General features: G+C 61.2%; 13 protein-coding genes and 2 tRNA genes. 8 read left to right on the top strand and 7 right to left on the bottom strand.

What is annotated here, in order from left to right:
* Positions 1-10 precede the first annotated feature (10 nt).
* Positions 11-961 carry a DNA-directed RNA polymerase subunit alpha gene (locus GPK94_RS02545; protein WP_101691685.1) on the top strand — a complete coding sequence of 317 codons (951 nt, stop codon included), beginning with the start codon at positions 11-13 and terminating at the stop codon, positions 959-961.
* A 180-nt stretch (positions 962-1,141) separates the two neighbouring features.
* Positions 1,142-1,483 carry a 50S ribosomal protein L17 gene (gene rplQ, locus GPK94_RS02540; RefSeq protein WP_101691686.1) on the top strand — a complete coding sequence of 114 codons (342 nt, stop codon included), beginning with the start codon at positions 1,142-1,144 and terminating at the stop codon, positions 1,481-1,483.
* Positions 1,484-1,812: 329 nt separating this feature from the next.
* On the opposite strand, the gene GPK94_RS02535 is transcribed toward rplQ, so the two are convergent.
* The 6 genes from GPK94_RS02535 to GPK94_RS02510 all read right to left on the bottom strand — a co-directional run bounded on the left by GPK94_RS02535 (position 1,813) and on the right by GPK94_RS02510 (position 11,801).
* A complete protein-coding gene (locus GPK94_RS02535) occupies positions 1,813-2,190 on the bottom strand; it encodes a hypothetical protein (RefSeq protein ID WP_215654298.1) in 378 nt (125 codons plus the stop codon).
* A gap of 64 nt (positions 2,191-2,254) precedes the next feature.
* Entirely contained in the window at positions 2,255-3,250 is a 996-nt protein-coding gene (locus GPK94_RS02530; RefSeq protein ID WP_346727976.1) for a lipoate--protein ligase, read from the bottom strand.
* A gap of 178 nt (positions 3,251-3,428) precedes the next feature.
* Complete coding sequence (gene ald / locus GPK94_RS02525) at positions 3,429-4,541, bottom strand: alanine dehydrogenase (RefSeq protein WP_215654296.1); 1,113 nt, start codon at positions 4,539-4,541, stop codon at positions 3,429-3,431.
* A gap of 178 nt (positions 4,542-4,719) precedes the next feature.
* Positions 4,720-6,894, bottom strand: coding sequence for an S-layer homology domain-containing protein (locus GPK94_RS02520; RefSeq protein WP_215654294.1), 2,175 nt, complete (start codon positions 6,892-6,894; stop codon positions 4,720-4,722).
* A 42-nt stretch (positions 6,895-6,936) separates the two neighbouring features.
* On the bottom strand, positions 6,937-8,625 hold the full coding sequence (locus GPK94_RS02515) for an S-layer homology domain-containing protein (RefSeq protein WP_215654292.1): 1,689 nt from the start codon (positions 8,623-8,625) through the stop codon (positions 6,937-6,939).
* Between the two features lie 92 nt (positions 8,626-8,717).
* The gene (locus tag GPK94_RS02510) at positions 8,718-11,801 is read right to left on the bottom strand and encodes an alpha/beta fold hydrolase (protein WP_215654290.1); all 3,084 of its coding nucleotides are present in this window, start codon (positions 11,799-11,801) and stop codon (positions 8,718-8,720) included.
* Between the two features lie 397 nt (positions 11,802-12,198).
* Between GPK94_RS02510 and GPK94_RS02505 the strand changes: the two genes are divergently transcribed.
* Positions 12,199-12,681 carry a hypothetical protein gene (locus GPK94_RS02505; protein ID WP_215654288.1) on the top strand — a complete coding sequence of 161 codons (483 nt, stop codon included), beginning with the start codon at positions 12,199-12,201 and terminating at the stop codon, positions 12,679-12,681.
* Positions 12,682-12,749: 68 nt separating this feature from the next.
* Here GPK94_RS02505 and prfB read toward each other — a convergent pair whose 3' ends face one another.
* Positions 12,750-13,871, bottom strand: a complete 1,122-nt coding sequence (gene prfB, locus GPK94_RS02500; RefSeq protein WP_195279364.1) for a peptide chain release factor 2 — start codon at positions 13,869-13,871, stop codon at positions 12,750-12,752.
* A gap of 405 nt (positions 13,872-14,276) precedes the next feature.
* Here prfB and GPK94_RS02495 point away from each other — a divergent pair.
* From GPK94_RS02495 to GPK94_RS02475, 5 genes are all read left to right on the top strand, one after another.
* Positions 14,277-14,365: transfer RNA gene (locus tag GPK94_RS02495), tRNA-Leu, on the top strand.
* Positions 14,366-14,368: 3 nt separating this feature from the next.
* A tRNA-Met gene (locus GPK94_RS02490) sits at positions 14,369-14,445 on the top strand.
* Between the two features lie 373 nt (positions 14,446-14,818).
* Positions 14,819-15,493, top strand: coding sequence for a hypothetical protein (locus tag GPK94_RS02485; RefSeq protein ID WP_195306642.1), 675 nt, complete (start codon positions 14,819-14,821; stop codon positions 15,491-15,493).
* A gap of 76 nt (positions 15,494-15,569) precedes the next feature.
* Complete coding sequence (locus tag GPK94_RS02480) at positions 15,570-16,013, top strand: hypothetical protein (protein WP_101691697.1); 444 nt, start codon at positions 15,570-15,572, stop codon at positions 16,011-16,013.
* The gene (locus tag GPK94_RS02475; protein WP_215654286.1) at positions 16,010-16,690 is read left to right on the top strand and encodes a hypothetical protein; all 681 of its coding nucleotides are present in this window, start codon (positions 16,010-16,012) and stop codon (positions 16,688-16,690) included. The genes GPK94_RS02480 and GPK94_RS02475 overlap by 4 nt, the downstream gene beginning before the upstream one ends.
* Positions 16,691-16,704: the final 14 nt, after the last annotated feature.

Below are 16,704 nucleotides of genomic sequence, written 5' to 3'. Positions count from 1 at the left end.
AGGGTAACACATGGTAGAAATCGAGAAGCCGCGCATTGAATGTGTAGAGAATCCGGGAGACGGCTCCTACGGCAAGTACGTGGTCGAGCCCCTGGAGCGCGGTTACGGCACCACGCTGGGTAACTCCCTGCGCCGCATCCTGCTCTCTTCTCTGCCTGGCACGGCGGTCACCTCCATCAAGATCGCCGGTGTGCAGCACGAATTCACCACCATCCCCGGCATCAAGGAAGATGTGACCGAGATCGTTCTCAACGTGAAGAACATCATCGCCAAGCTCCACTGCGAAGGCGTCAAGACGGTCTACATCGAGGCCAGCGGTGAGTGCGAAGTCACCGCCGGGGATATCAAGGCCGACGGCGAGGTGGAGGTCCTCAATCCCGACCTCCACATTGCGACCCTGGGTCCCGACGCCAGCCTGAATATGGAGCTGACGCTCTCCCACGGCCGCGGCTATGTGCCCGCCGACCGGAATAAGCCTGCTCAGACCGTTATCGGTCTGATCCCGGTGGATTCCATCTATACCCCGGTGCGTAAGGTCAATTACACCGTGGAGCCCACCCGTGTGGGCGATCAGACCGACTTTGACAAGCTGACCCTGGAGGTGTGGACCAACGGTACCATCACCGCGCGGGACGCTGTCAGCCTGGGCGCCCGCATCCTGTGCGATCACTTCGTCCTCTTCACCGATCTCTCTGAGACGATGGGCTCCAAGTCCACCGTGGTGGAGAAGAGCGAGGCGCAGCGCGACAAGGTGCTGGAGCTGACCATCGAGGAGCTGGACCTCTCCGTCCGTTCCTTCAACTGCCTCAAGCGTGCCAACATCAACACCGTCGAGGACTTGATCTCCAAGACCGAGGACGAGATGATGAAGGTGCGCAACCTGGGCCGCAAGTCCCTGGAAGAGGTCATCAACAAGCTGGCCATGATGGGTCTGTCCCTGGCCAGCGAGGAGAACAACTGATTCCAGCCTGACAAACAGGCGGATCAGGGAAGCAGTCCGGGGGCATGTAACGTCCCCTCCCGGATACGCCAATGGTGATGCCCCGCTCCGGCGGGGCGCTTCCCGGCGGGACCCAAGGGTCCCTCAGGACGAATTTACACTGGATTTCGCCGCGCGAAATACCGATAGGAGTTGACTGATATGTCCGGACATCGTAAACTGGGCCGTCCCACTGATCAGCGTATGGCTATGCTGCGCGCTATGACCACCTACCTGCTGGAGAACGGTCAGATCAAGACCACCCTGAGCCGCGCCAAGGAAGTGGCCCCTCTGGCTGAGAAGATGGTGACCCTGGCCAAGAAGAACAACCTGGCCAGCTACCGTCAGGCCCTCGCCTTCATCACCAAGGAGGATGTGGCCAAGAAGCTGTTCGACGAGATCGGCCCCAAGTACGCCGAGCGTAACGGCGGTTACACCCGTATCGTGAAGATCGGCCCCCGCCGCGGCGACGCCGCCGAGATGGCGATCGTCCAGCTGGTGTAAGAGAGCTGAAAAAATCCCCTGCCCATCGGGCAGGGGATTTTTCGCGTGTCGAGAGACTTCGACACGCTTCTCAAAAATGCAGGCATTTTTGAGAGGGGATGCAGCCCCCTGCGTCGCACGCGCAAAGCGCGCACGCTTGTGGGCTGAGAAGTGTTTTTTCGAGGCACATGTCCTCGAAAAAACGGATTTGGACCTTCTTCCGCCGTCTGCGGACGGCGGAACTCTGCGAGGCGCTGCGGACAAAGCGCAGAAATGCACATTACCCACAGATTAACCTCCCCTGCCCGATAGGCAGGGGAGGTTTGCGTTCTGTTGCCGAAACTTGCGCATCATTCGAGTCTCTGGGTGCCCAATTGCAGCTGTTCGATCTGGAGGGTGTCACCGGCCTGGAAGGCATCCAGGATCGACTCTCGGACACTCAGAAGGACATCGTCCCCAACTTGTAAATCCGCAAAGGAGATGTCCCTCACATCGCCGGTCTCATAGTTGCAATAGATGAGGAAGATTTCCGAGCAGTCGATGGAGCAGGCCTCTCCCAAAGGTCCGCCTTCGTCACTGTCCCGGACAGTAATGGTCTCATTTGCGGCGTCGATCTGGGTGATGACCGCGTTGATCCCCAGGTGCAGAGGGTCTTTCTTTGAGAGGCTGCATGCAGCCAAAGCGAAGAGAACCAGGAAGAGACACAGGATGGATCGAATGTGTTTCATGGCGCTGCCTCCTTTTCACGCGGGCTTCCGGTGTGAGATGCGCATGATCCTCCGACCGTGGGGCTTACTGGAGCAGAATGGACAGGAAGGTATCCAGATCCATAGCGTTGAAGTAGTGGCCGATATCCACACCCTCCAGGGCGGCGCGGAGGGCCGACTCCTCCAGGGGGACCCCGATGAGCCGTCCGGCCAGCTCCTGGCCGTCCCCGTTGCCGAAGTAGTCCCCGTAGAAGGAGAGGGCGGTGATGTCCCCGCCCCGGGCCACGTCCATGTGGATCTCCAGTTTGCCGCAGCCCTCCACCCGCCGCTCCTTCTGGATCTGGCAGGCGGGAGAGCGGCCGAAGTTCCACTCCCACTGGTCGTAGACCTGGTGCTGGAGCTCCCGCACCGCGGCCAGGTCCTCCTCCGTGAGGACATAGGGCTGGAGCTGATACTCCTCAAACATGAACTCCCGCAGGATGCGGAAGAAGTCGGCGGTGGTGATGTCCTCCTGCACATAGGGCTTGATGTTGGTCACCCGGCTGCGCACCGACTTGAGGCCCTTGGACTCGATCTTGTCCTTGGAGACCGCCAGAGCTTGGCTCACCACCTCCAGATCGGAGTGGAACATGAGGGTGCCGTGGTGCATGACCCGGCCGTGCTTCATGTACTGGGAGTTGCCCGAGAACTTCTTCCCGTCCAGGGTCATGTCGTTGCGGCCGTTGATCTCCGCCGGGACGCCGATGCTGTGCAGGGCCTTCACCACCGGGCGGCAGAAGGTGGAGAAGTCAAACTTGGAGGCGTCCCCCGTGTCGGCAATAAAGGTGAAATTGATGTTGCCCATATCGTGGTAGACCGCGCCGCCCCCCGAGAGCCGCCGGACCACGTGGATATTGTGCTCCTTCACATAGGCGGCGTTGATCTCCGCCAGGGTGTTCTGGTGCTTGCCTACAATGATGGCGTTGTCGTTTTGCCAAAGCATGAAATAGTCGTGGGTCTGGTCCAGCTGGTCAAAGACATACTGTTCCAGAGCCAGGTTGAAGTGGGGGTCGTTGCTGGGACTTTCAATGTAGTACATCATGGCGGATTTCCCCTTTCGGTTCGGTCGTGGGATGGATAGGAGCGGCACCGGCCCCGGAGAGGGGAAGCGGTGAAAGGGATAAACGAACGAGTTCATTTTAGCATGAAGGACTGCCCTTGGCAAGAGCAGGAAAAACAAAAGAGTCCCCCGCCTCGGTAAAGAGGCGGGGGACCAAAATTTAGAACAGGGTCTCCGGCGGGGTGTAGGGCAGTTCCAGAGCCTCCGCCACGCCCCGGCAGGTACACCGTCCGGCATAGCAGTTCACGCCCGCCAGAAGGCCGGCGTCGGCCCGACAGGCCTCCTCCACGCCCCGTTCCGCCAGGGCCAGACCGTAGTGGAGGGTGGCGTTGACCAGGGCCAGGGTGGAGGTGCGGGCCACCGCTCCGGGGATGTTGGCCACACAGTAGTGGACCACGCCGTCCACCGTAAAGATGGGATCGTCGTGGGTGGTGGGGTGGGTGGTCTCGGCACAGCCGCCCTGGTCCACCGCCACGTCCACCAGCACCGCCCCCGGCTTCATCACCGCCATATCCTCCCGGCGGATGAGCTTGGGGGCCGCCCGGCCGGGGAGGAGCACCGCGCACACCACCAGGTCGGCCTGGGCGATGGAGCGGCGGATGTTATCGGGCGTACTGAAGAGGGTGGTGATCTGCCGGGGGAAGATGTCGTCCAGGTAGGCCAGGCGGGCCAGATTCACGTCCAGCACCGTCACATTGGCCCCCAGGCCCACCGCCATCTTGCAGGCGTTGGCGCCCACGGTGCCGCCGCCCAGAATGACCACGTTGCCCCGCTCCACCCCGGGCACGCCCGAGAGGAGGACGCCCCGGCCGCCGTAGGTCTTTTCCAGATACTTGGCCCCCTCCTGAATGGACATCCGCCCGGCGATCTCGCTCATGGGCGCCAGACAGGGAAGGGAGCCGTCCCGGCCCACGATGGTCTCATAGGCCACCGCCTTCACCTGGGCGTCCAGCAGGGCCTGGGTGAGGGGCTGGTCGGCCGCCAGGTGGAGGTAGGTGAAGAGGATCTGGCCCGGACGGAAATAGCCGTACTCGCTGGGGATGGGCTCCTTGACCTTGACCATCATCCCGGCCTGCGCCCACACCGGGGCGGCGCCGTCGGTCAGCTCGGCCCCGGCCTGCACATATTCCTCGTCGGAGAAGCCGGCCCCCAGTCCGGCCCCCCGCTCCACCAGCACCCGGTGCCCCGCCCGAGTAAAGGAGCTGACCGCGCCCGGGGTCAGGCCCACTCGAAATTCCCGGTTCTTGATCTCTTTCACCACGCCGATGACCATAGCATAAGCCTCCTTATCCTGCGGTTTGTAGTATCTGTCTGAAAAATAAACAATATTCGAAAAGGACTTTGGCTACAATGCCATCATACTACAAACTGCCCCAAAGGGGAACCCCCATTTTTGAGGGGAGAAAAGGGCCGCCCCACAACAAGCGGGGCGGCCCTTGCTATCGAGGAAATTACGGAGCGACGGGGGTGGAGAGGTTGGTCTTGAGGGCGGTGATCTGGTCCGCGGTCAGGCCAATGCCCAGGAGGTAGTCCTCCGCGGCCTTGGACAGGTCCACCTTGGAGAGGTCGGCGTCCTTCTCCAGACCGGCCATATCCCGGAGCATGCCCTCGGCCACCTGGGCGATGAGCTTGTACTGCTCGGAACCCTTCTGCACGTGGTAGTAGTTCTCATAGGAGACCATGTAGTCGGCCACGATCTCCTCCTGGGTGGCGCCCATCAGGGACTCCAGCAGGATGGCGGTGAAGCCGGCACGGTCCTTGCCCTCGTTGCAGTGGAAGGCATAGGGGCCCTTGTTGGCGATGAGGAACTCCAGGCCGCTCTTGAGCTTGGACTGGAAGTCCTGGGACTTGTAGTCCACGCCCATGTTCAGGGCGATCACATGGCCGCCCTCATAGAGGCCCTTGTAGTAGGGGGAGTCGAAGCCCTCGGCGGCAAAGTAGCCCTGGATGGCCGCGTCATCGTCGGCCAGGTTGATGACGGTCTGGACGCCGGCCTTCTCGATGAGGTCGTCGGCATAGGAGGCACGGCCGATCTCCGGGTTCACGGGGCTGCTGGTGCGGTAGAGCACGCCCTCGGCGATGTCACCCATCACCACGGGGCGGAAGTTGGCAAAGACCTCGTCGGAGGAATAGTCCTTGCGCTCATTGGTGCGCTGGAGCTGGTGGGCCTGATACTGGCCCAGGTAACCCGCCTTCTCGGCCAGGGCAAAGGAGACCACATCCCCCTCGTCCACGTTATAGGTCTCGGCGAAGTTGCCCATGTTGATGGCCACCACCAGCAGGTCGCTCTCCTGGTTGTCGCGCACCACGGTCTCACCGGTGTTCACGTCGCTGTAGGCGGTGCAGAAGGGGATGGCCAGGCTCACGCCGTTGACCGTCACGTCCAGCACGTCGCCCAGCTCCAGGCCGGCGGTGTAGAGGGCCTCGGGCTTGATGTCCAGGTCCAGGTTGCCGTACTTCTCCACGGCGGCCACACGGCCCACCACGGGGCCGCGGCTCACGTCATAGGTGCTGCCGAACACGGCGCCGTTGACCACCCACACGTCGGAGAAGTCGGGCTTGCCGTCCTTGTTGGGGCAGACCAGATAGTCGCCGTAGCCGTGCTCGGAGGAGGGATCGTTCACGTGGAGCACATCGCCCCAGGCGGTGTTCACGGTGAGGCGCACGTCGGCGGGCACGAAGCAGGCAAAGTTGGTGTCGGGCTCGGCCTTGGTCTTGAGGTCGATGAAGGTGTCCTTGCTGCCGGTGAAGTCCTCGGCGGTGAGGGCGGAGCCGTCGGCCTTGGTATAGGTCTTGAGGACCTTGTCCAGCTTGGCGATCCACTGCTCACCCACGGTGCCCTTGAGGACCACGCTCACCCCGTCGTCGGTGGCGGTGTAGTCCACATTTTCCAGATCGTTGTGGAAGGAGGTGTCCTTGGAGACCATCATGCCCTGGATGGCGTACTCGGTCTTGCCGGTGAGGAAGAAGTCATCGGCGTGGGCGGCGATGTAGTCCTCGGCGGGGGTCTCGGCGGTGAGGCCGTCAAAGGTCATGAGGATCTGGGCCAGCTCGGCGCGCTGGGCGGTGCCGGTGGGATTGAGCTTGCCCTGGCTGCCCGAGAGGATGCCCAGAGCCACGGCCCGCTCCACGCCGTCCTTGGCCCAGGCGGCCACGGCGTCAGCGTCGGCGTAGGTGCTCAGATCGGCATTGGCGGCATTGACCCCCTTGGAGGCGGCGTAGTCGGCAAAGACCTTGGCCAGCTCCTGGCGGGTCATGGAGCGCTCGCCTCCAAAGACGCCCTTGCTCACGCCGGTGGTGAGGCCCTCGTCCTCGGCCCAGGCGGCGGCGTCGGCGTACCAGGTGCCGGAGACATCGGTGAAGGTGGCCTTCTCGGCCACGGCGGGCTTGCCGGCCAGGTTGTAGAGGGTCTGGTAGACCATGCCGCGGGTGACGGTGCCGGCGGGGGAGAAGGTGGTCTTGCCGGTGCCGCTCATGATGCCCTCGGCGGTCACATAGGAGACTGCGTCGGCGTACCAGGCGTTTTCGGCCACGTCGGTGAAGGAGGCAACCTCAGCCGCCAGAGCGGGGGCGGTCAGAGAGAGTGCCAGGGCGCCGGTCAGCGCCAGAGAAAGAGGCTTTTTCATGGCTGTTTCACATACCTTTCATTTCCATACATCTTGGTTCCATCAGTGGGAGGCGGGGGTGGAGAGATTGGTCTTGAGGGCGGTGAGCTGCTCGGCCGTCATACCGAAGCCGGTGAGGTAGTCCTCCGCGGCGGCCTGGAGATCCACGCCGGAGAGATCGGCGTCCTTCTCCACACCGGCGATGGTGCGCAGCATATCCAGAATGTTGTTCTTCACGATGAGCTGGTATTTTTCCGGCTGGCCCGCCTGGGTGACGCCGTAGTAGTTCTCATAGGAGACCATGTAGTCGGCCACCACCTCGTCCAGACTGGCGCCCATCAGGCACTCCAGCAGGGCGGAGGTGAAGCCGGCCCGGTCCTTGCCCTCGGTGCAGTGGACCAGATAGGGGCCGGGCTGCTGGGAGAGCTTGGCCAGTCCGGCGGTCAGATCCGCGCCGAAGCTCTCGGAGGAGTAGTCCACCGGCATGCCCAGGGGGATGACACTGCCCGCCTCATAGAGGCTCTTGTAGTAGGGAGAGGCGAAGTCCTCCGCGGCCAGATAGCCGTCGATGTCCTCCTTGTGGTCGGCCAGATTGAGGACGGTCTTGACCCCGGCCTTCTGGATGAGGGCGTCGGCATAGGAGGCACGGCCGTGCTCGTTGTTCACCGGGCTGGCCGAGCGGTAGAGAGCACCCTCGGCGATGTCACCCACGGTGACGGCCCGGAAGTTGGCAAAGACGGCGTCACTGGAGTAGTCGGAGCGCTCATCGGTGTAGACCAGGGAGTTGAGCTCCTGGGTGTCCTTCTCGGCGCCCTTCTGGGCCAGGGAGATGGTGGCGGTGCTGCCCACCTGCACGCCCGCGGTCTCGTTGAGCTTGCCGTAGTTGATGCACACGGCCAGGTAGGTGTCGCCGGGATAGGCCCGGAGCATGGCCTCTCCCTTGTCCACGTAGTAGCCGTTGAAGTAGGGGATACCGGAGAGGGTGTAGCCGTTGTCAAAGACCACGTCCACCGTGTCCCCCAGAGCAAAGCCGGCCTTCTCAAAGTCGGCGATGGAGATGTCCAGCACCGCATGGCCGTACTTCTCGATCTCCCGGACGGCGCCCGACATGGGATCGGGGGCCTCCGTCTGGGTGAGGGAGGAGAACTGCATGAGGATCTGGGCCAGCTCGGCGCGCTGGGCGGCCCCGTTGGGGTTGAGGTACCCACGGCTGTCACCCTTGAGGCTGTCTGCGTAGTAGCAGAAGCTCATCCCCTCCAGCGCCCAGGATGGGATCTGGTCATAGTCGGGGGCCTCCCGCATGGCCATGCCCCCCTCCTCGCTGGTGACGCCGGTGAGGGCGGCATAGCGGGAGAGCAGGACGGCCAGCTCGGCCCGGGTGATGGTCCGGTCCCCGGCAAAGGTCTTGTCGGCGGGGACGGCGGCCAGGCCCTCCTGCTCGGCCCAGACGGCGGCGGTGCCGTACCACTTGCCGTCCAGGTCGGTGAAGGAGGTCTTGGCGTCCACGGCGGGGGCGCCCGCCAGGTTGTAGAGGGTCTGGATGACCATGCCGCGGGTCACGGTGGCGGCGGGGGAGAAGGTGGTCTTGCCCGTGCCGCTCATGATGCCCTCGGCGGTCACATAGGAGACCGCGTCAGCATACCAGGCGTTTTCCGCCACATCGGTAAAGGCGGACGGTTCCGCTGCCAGAGCGGGGGCAGCCAGAGAGAGGACCAGGGCGCCGGTCAGGGCCAGGGTGAGCGTTTTTTTCATGGCTGATTCACATACCTTTCCGTTAATCAAGTGGGGACAAAAGGGGGCCGGCCCTTCGGCCGGCCCCGCAGACTGGGTAAGATGCAGTTGGATCAGGCGGCAGCGTCCGCAGCGGCGGGGATGAGCTGAGCCTGGAAGAAGGCGATGGTGGCGTCCACCGTCTGGAAGAGAGCGGTGAAGTCACCGGAGAACACATTGTAGGTGTGGTCGCAGTTGTCCACCAGCAGCACCTCGCTGGCATCGTTGGCAGAGGCCTCCACGATCTTCTCGGCGTTGTCGGGGGTGACCGTGGTGTCGTTCTTGCCGTTGATGGCCAGGATGGGAGCCTTGATGCCGGCGGTGACCTTCAGCATGTCGGTCTCAGCGATCTCCTTGTACCAGCGCTCGCCGATGTGCAGGGGCTCGCGCCAGTCGTAGGTCTGCTCATAGTAGCCGTCCTTCTTGGCGGTCTCGTAGGCGGCCTGGAAGTCCTCGTCCTCGGTCATGCCCAGGTAGAGGGCGCCGGACCAGGTGACCACGGCCTTGAAGGTGTCGGGGTGGGCCTCGGCGGCCAGCAGGGCATCGGTGCCGCCCTGGCTCCAGCCCATGACGCCCAGGTTGGCGGCGTCCACGGTCTCCAGACCGGCCAGATAGTCGGCGGCGGCCTTGGCGTCGATCACGGCGGAGGTGTTGTTGTAGTTGACATAGTCAGCCTTGGACTCGCCGTTGCCCATGAAGTCGATGCGGATGGTGGCGATGCCCTGAGTGGCCATCACGGGAGCGGCCATGGCGTAGCCGTTGCCGGCCTCCTCACGGTTGGAGCCGGTGCCGTGGAGCATGACCACGCCGGGGACCTTGGCGTCCTTGGAGGCGGCGGTGGGCATGGTGACGGTGGCGGGGATGTCATGGGCGGGGATGCCGTCCTGAGCCGCCACGGGGATGGAGACCACAGTCTCGGTGTAGGTGGGCTCCAGCGCGTCAAAGCTCTTGAGGATCTGAGCCAGCTCGGCGCGCTGAGCGGTGCCGGTGGGATTGAGCTTGCCCTTGTTGCCGGAGAGGATGCCCAGAGCCACGGCGTCCTCCACGCCTTCCTTGGCCCAGGAGGCCACGGCGTCGGCGTCGGAGTAGGTGCTCAGGTCAGCGCTCTCGGTGGGCAGGATGCAGTTCTGGGCAGCGTAGTCGGCAAAGACCTTGGCCAGCTCCTGGCGGGTCATGGCCCGCTCGCCGCCAAAGACGCCCTTGCTCACGCCGGTGGTGAGGCCCTCGTCCTCGGCCCAGGCGGCAGCGTCCGCATACCACTTGCCGGAGACGTCGGTGAAGGTGGCGGGCTCAGTCACAGCGGGCTTGCCGGCCATGTTGTACAGGGTCTGATAGACCATGCCGCGGGTCACGGTGCCGGTGGGACCGAAGGTGGTCTTGCTGGTGCCGTTCATGATGCCCTCAGAGGTCACATAGGAGACCGCGGGGGCGTACCAGGCATTCTCGGCCACGTCGGTGAAGGTGGGGGCGGGCTGCACAGCAGTGCCCTCCTTGACGGTGATGCGGCCGTCGCCCTTGGGATCGGCGTAGGCATCGCTCACCACGCCGCCCAGCTCGTCCACAATGTAGTTGATGAGCACGGCGTTGTCGATCATGACGGAGTCCTTGAGCAGCTTGTCGTCCTTGAACATCACAAAGCCGTCGCCGCCGCTCTTGAGCATGTAGTTGTGGGAAGCCAGGGTGTAGGTCTTGTTCACGTCCAGAGGCTCGCCGCCCACCATGACGTTGTTGACCCGGTAGGCGCCCTCCACCTTGACGAACTCGCCCTCATCGCTGAGGACCACGCCGGAGGGGACGGAGGGATCGATGGTGTAGGTCAGGCCGGAGACCTGCAGGAAGCCGCCGTTCTCCTCGGGATACAGGCGGGCGCCCATCTCCAGAGCATCCAGGATGTCCTGGCCGGTGGTCTCCACCAGGCAGGCCTCGTTGCCGAAGGGATGGACATTGATGATGTCCTCGTAGGTGATGTCGCCCGCGTCGATGTCGGCGCGCACGCCGCCGCCGTTGACGAAGGCCACGTCAGCGCCCAGCATCACGCGGTAGGCGTCGGCGCACAGGTCGCCCAGGTTGGTCTCGGCGTTGCGCACGGCGCGGTTGCCGGTGGCGGGGTCCTTGGTGGTGAGGGCCACGTCGGACTTGGCCACGACCTTCTGGAGCACGCCGGAGAACTCGTCGTTCACCTTGGCCACGAAGGCGGCGGTGTCGGCGTCCTGCTTGTCATAGCCGGAGACCAGCTCGGTGGTCACGTCGCCGGTCTTGGTGTCGATGACCACCTTGCCCAGGTTGGCCAGCTTGGTGCCGGTCTGGGCCAGGGTGACCTCCTCGCCGTCCTTGTTCTTGACGGTCTCGTCATAGGTCTCGTGGGAGTGGCCGTCGATGAACACATCGATGCCGGTGGTGTTGGCGATGACGGACTTGGAGGTCCACACGTCGGTGGAGCCCTCGTTGCCCAGGTGGCCCAGGGCCACCACGTAGTCGGCGCCGGCCTTGGTGGCGTCGTCCACAGCCTTCTGCACGGCGGCGTAGAGGTCCTTGCCCTCATTGCCCTGGGAGAAGCTGTAGATGTACTCGCCCTTGTCGTTCTGGAAGTAGGTGGGAGTGGACTTGGTGAAGGACTCGGGAGTGTCGATGCCCACATAGCCCACGGTCACGTCGCCGTAATCCACCAGCTTGTAGGCGTCCAGCACGGCCTTGCCGTTCAGGTCGGTAAAGTTGCAGCAGAGATAGGAGTACTCGGCCTTGTCCTTGGCCAGGGTGAGGAAATTCTCCATACCGTAGTCGAACTCATGGTTGCCGGGGATGGCCAGATCATAGCCCACCTGGTTCATGATGTCCACGATGTAGGAACCCTTGGACAGGGTGCCGATGGGGCCGCCCTGAATGGCGTCGCCCGCGTCCACCAGAGTGACGTTTTCGGCGCCGTACTGGGCCTCCATCTCCGCCTTGTAGGCGGCCACGCCGGCGTAGCCCAGATTGGTGACTGCGCCGTCCTCGCCCTTTGCCTGGTCGATCTGGCAATGGACATCGTTGGTGTGGAGAATGACGATCTTGCCCTCCTCAGGCTTGACCGTCTCTTCCGCGGCCATGGCGGGCGCGGCCAGACCCATGGTCATGGCTGCCGCCAGAGACAGCGAAAGAAGCTTCTTGCTCTGTTTCATTTCAGACATTCCACCTTTCGTCTTATTGTGCCCCGGATCTTACCGGGACCCTTCGACATCTCTAATAGTAACAAACTGGTAACGAGAATACAAGCACTCCCCAATACAATTTTCTATCTTTTTCCCAAAGCTGTAACGGGTGGCAGAAAAAAGCCCCGCCGCGCATTGCGCGGCGGGGGAGAGCGTACCCAAACAGGGCAATCCACACGCTGTTTTTCCGGTTATGGCGCAGCGTAAAATGCCTCAGGATTCTTCGCCATAGGGAGGGCTTCCTTCATCCATACGAATCCCCTGCCTCGCGCTTCCAATTTCATAGTATATAATTTTACTGCAAAAATGGAACCAGTTGAAATATATTTCGTCTATCCTTATAAAAATAAAGAAAGGTGGATGTACTATGACAGAGAATGTTCGGCAAGGGCTTCATGGGACGGCGTACATCGCCCTGGCCCTGTGTGCGGCCGCACTGGGGTGTTTCCTCACCGGAAGGGCCCAGGGAGCGGAGAACACCCTCCGGAAGAACGGGATCTATACCTATCTGACCACGGAGGAGGGGCTGCGCCTGGCGGACTGCTACTACCGCCCCGTCTATGAGGAGGGGCACATCACGTTCCTTCGGGAATACGACTATGACGACGTGGATTTCGAGGGGTTTGGGGAAATTTTTGCCCCTGAACTGGACCGCTTCTGCCAGGCGGAGGACGCCACGGGAAAGGTGGCCCTCATCTACGACGGGGGCATCCTCTACGCCTACGACGGCGTGCGGTTGGAGGTCCTGAAGGAGTACGGGTCCGACCGAGCGTCCTATGGGGACGTGGCGGAGCGGATCGAGCGGGACGGCGTCATCCTGAACGAGCTCGATCCGACCATTCGCGGATAGGAAATAAAAACGAAATCCCCCCATCCCGAACGCTCCCAGGAGGAGCGGGGATGGGGGGATTTGTCTGCTTATTTCGTGGCCCAGTTGCCGGTGGCGCTGGCCTTCAGATAGGCGTTGATGAAACCGTCGATGTCGCCGTCCATGACCGCGTTGATGTTGCTGGTCTCGTAGGCGGTGCGGTTGTCCTTCACCAGCTGGTAGGGCATGAAGACGTAGGAGCGGATCTGGCTGCCCCACTCGATCTTGAGCTGTACGCCCTTGATGTCGGAGATCTTTTCCAGATGGGCCTCCATCTTGAGCTGCACCAGGCGGGAGCGGAGCATCCGCATACAGTTGTCCCGGTTCTGGAACTGGCTGCGCTCGGTCTGGCAGGAGACCACCACGCCGGTGGGCTTGTGGATCAGGCGCACGGCAGAGGAGGTCTTGTTGACGTGCTGGCCGCCCGCGCCGGAGGAGCGGTAGACCTGCATCTCGATGTCCTCGGGACGGATGTCCACCTCCACGTCGTCCGGGAGCTCGGGCATGACCTCCACCGCGGAGAAGGAGGTCTGACGGCGGGCCTGGGCGTCGAAGGGGGAGACGCGCACCAGACGGTGCACGCCGTGCTCACTCTTCAGATGGCCATAGGCGTTCTCGCCGGAGATGGTGATGGTGGCGCTCTTGATGCCGCCCTCCTCACAGTCCTGGTAGTCCATGGTCTTGCAGGCATAGCCGTGGCGCTCGGCCCAGCGGGTGTACATCCGGTAGAGCATCTGGGCCCAGTCCTGGGCCTCGGTGCCGCCGGCGCCGGCGTGGATGGTCAGGATGGCGTTGGAGTTGTCATACTCCCCGGTGAGCAGGGAGGAGAGGCGGGCCTCCTCAATGTCGGCCTCCAGCTTGGCAAAGCCCTCCTCCAGCTCGGGCAGGAGGGAGTCGTCCTCCTCCTCATTGCCCATCTCGCACAGGGTCATCAGGTCGGACCACTCATTCCGGCGGCGCTCCTGGCCCTCCAGCTTGCTCTTGAGCTGAGAGATGCGCTGCTGGACCTTCTGGGCCTTCTCCAGGTTGTTCCAGAAACCGTCGGAGGCGCTCTCCGACTCGAGCATCTCCACCTCACGGGCGGCGGCCTCCAGCCCCAGGGCCTGGTCCAGATCGTCCAGGTCGGGCACGATGTTATTCAGTTTTACCTTATATTCGTCAAATTGAAGCATGATACACACTCTCACTATTTGATGATGGTTTAGCTTTCCTATTATATACAAGAAACAGCGAGATGTAAAGTAAAACTGTGAATAATCCGCAAAAAGAGTACCTTATTCAGCGCTGGCTGACCAGCCAGTCCGGCCCGGTGGGCTCGGTACGGAAGATGAGATCGTCCACATCCTCCCTGGGCGGGGCGGCAGGCGGAACGGGGCGGGGATCGGGATCGGGCATGAGGGCTCCTCCTTTCTCTGGGTCTGGAATCGGGCGTCCATGGGACGTACAGACCAGTATATGCGTTTCCGGTTTCAAAATGTGTCTAAGGGGGGCGGAAAAAAAGTTGGAAAAAAAGCTTGACATCCACAGATGGGTGTGGTATTCTAATTGAGCACTCAGGAAGTGCACGAGACTGGAACGCCGGAGTGGCGGAATTGGCAGACGCCCGGGACTTAAAATCCTGTGGGACTCAAATCCCGTGCCGGTTCGATCCCGGTCTCCGGCACCATATCGCGGGATAGAGCAGCTTGGTAGCTCGTCGGGCTCATAACCCGGAGGTCGTAGGTTCAAATCCTACTCCCGCAACCACATTGTGCGACCAAAAAAGATATCGCACCGGAAAACCCCGAAGCCGCAACGGTTTCGGGGTTTTTTCGCGTCCATTTTTGACTGCACGAAAAAAAGATATCTTCCCACCTCTTCCACGTGCGGTGAGGACTTGAACTAAAACTGAGGGCTTTTGCGCCCAATTTTGAGTGAGCAACACGGAAAAATTTCTGTTTCTTCGAAAATTATTTTGTTAAATTTTTGTGAACAAAGTGGTTTGTGCTAAAATGTAGTACAAACCACTTTTCTATTCCACACATCTTGGCCGTCACTTTTTTAAGGTGACGGCCTTTTTTCTTTTCAGATAAAATCAAAATGAGAGCCCAAAGGGCATTACGCACAGGAGGAAATTAACTTGGATCGAAAACAGTATTTTGAAGAACTACATATTGCGCTCACGCGGGAGGGTTTCACCTCCCAGCCTGAGCAGGACGAATTGCTTCCTGTGGAGTGGGATGGTCTCCCCCTCTGCCGGATTACAGCGGACGGAGGCGTTCGCTACTGGCAGGAGGATGTAGCGACGCCGGAACGGGAACGAGCCTGTGAGCGAGCCACCGATCTGGCCTGTACCGTGCGTGAGTACATGACGCTGCTGGAACAGGCTCCGCCCCTGCAAGCCCAAAGCCTGACCGGTGACTACCGCCTGCTGGCTGACTTCAACGGAGCCGTGCTGGCTGCCCATCCCACCCGGCTTGGCGTCCAATTCGTCACATGGGGCTGGAGCTTCGACCGCACAGGTCTCAACCAGGGCAATTACTTTCAGGAAAACTATGTAGGTGCCAAGCAGGACTTCGCCATCCGCGCTGGCCTCATTTCCAAACAGCAAATTTTCAATCAGGAGCAGCTTGTTGAAATCTACCGGTGCTGCTCTGACACCTTGGACGCTGGTTTTGACTTGACTGCCGAGCAGGAAAAGTGCATCCGGAGTGTTCAGGAGCAGATTGCCATTGCAGCTCCCGATACTCTGGAGCGCATAAGAGAGCAGGAGCAGCACCCCATGGAACCCTACAACCAAGAACCGATCTTGTAATATTCAGGCGCCGGAGTTTTGGAAATAAGACTCCGGCGCTTTTTTATTGCCTCAAACCAGACAGGAGGATTGAAGATTGGAGCAAAAGAACGAACAAAAAGCGCCGCTGCGCATCAAAAATCTGGCTGAGTTGAAACGCTGTATCCGCCCCGGGACAGAGTTGGTGGCAACCAGCCATAGCAAGCACCCTGCCCTGGTCGGGCTTGTACGGGTGGTGACTGAGGTTCAGACCAACGCTTACTATTCCGTGGTCAAGGATCAGCCAACTCATCAATATTCGACCTGTAATTACGGGAAGGGATTCCGCTCTGATTTCGAAAAGGCATCCAACTATTTATTTGAGGGCACGACCATCAAGGTCCTTGACCGCAGAAGCAGTGATGGCAGCGTGCTTTACGAAATGGAACTTTATCCGGGCGAATACCTTGTCCTCGGTCAGAAGAACGACATGGAGGAGAATGCGGATATCAGAGAAGACAATGGCGAAATCAAGCAGGAAGGGATGAACATGACCTTATGACACGCTATTTCATGCGAGATACGCCGCTGTGCCAGCTGGAACAGCAGATGATGACCCCGCCCAATTTCAAGGCCAGAGGTCACGGCCGGTATTCTCCCGGTTTCCAATACAGCAGCGAGGACACGGAGTGCCCATACTGTATAAACTTCAGGCGCAATCAGCCTTGTCCGCTGAAACTGTGCATTTGCCTGGATGAACGGATCGCGGCCGGCACACTGAATCTCAATGAGTTCGTCAGGGATTGCTTCTTCCCTGAAGCGGGGGTACAGCTTCTGGCCCGCTTAGAGAGGAATTTCACTTGCTGCTCCATCAGCTTTTTTCTGAATGAGTGCCATCGTGAGCGCTGGCAGCACTGGCGCGAGCGCTACTATCGAATGTCAGGCCGTAATCTGGCCGCGCTGTTTCTCCTCACGGCGTATGAGGATATCTGGCGCAGGATGATCTGGAAGTTTGATGCCCGCGGATTTGACTTCCAGTCCGTCCAGCTTTCCGGCATCCAGCCGGAACTGTACAGTGTTTACCAGGCGGCCAAAGCCATCTCCACCGGCAGCCACAATATCACTCTTGCCGATCTCGCATCCCCCGAATTGGTCACAGATGAGGCGTTCCACCTGATTGTCTGCACTCTGCTTCTGGCCAAGTACGGAGATGCGATTTTGAATTTTGAAGGAAAGTAAGGTGATGCAATGTG

The sequence above is a fragment of the Pseudoflavonifractor sp. MCC625 genome (genome assembly GCF_018784545.1).
In the GTDB taxonomy this organism is placed as follows: Bacteria; Bacillota; Clostridia; order Oscillospirales; family Oscillospiraceae; genus Pseudoflavonifractor_A; species Pseudoflavonifractor_A gallinarum.
This window is presented reverse-complemented; position numbering and strand designations above follow the sequence as displayed.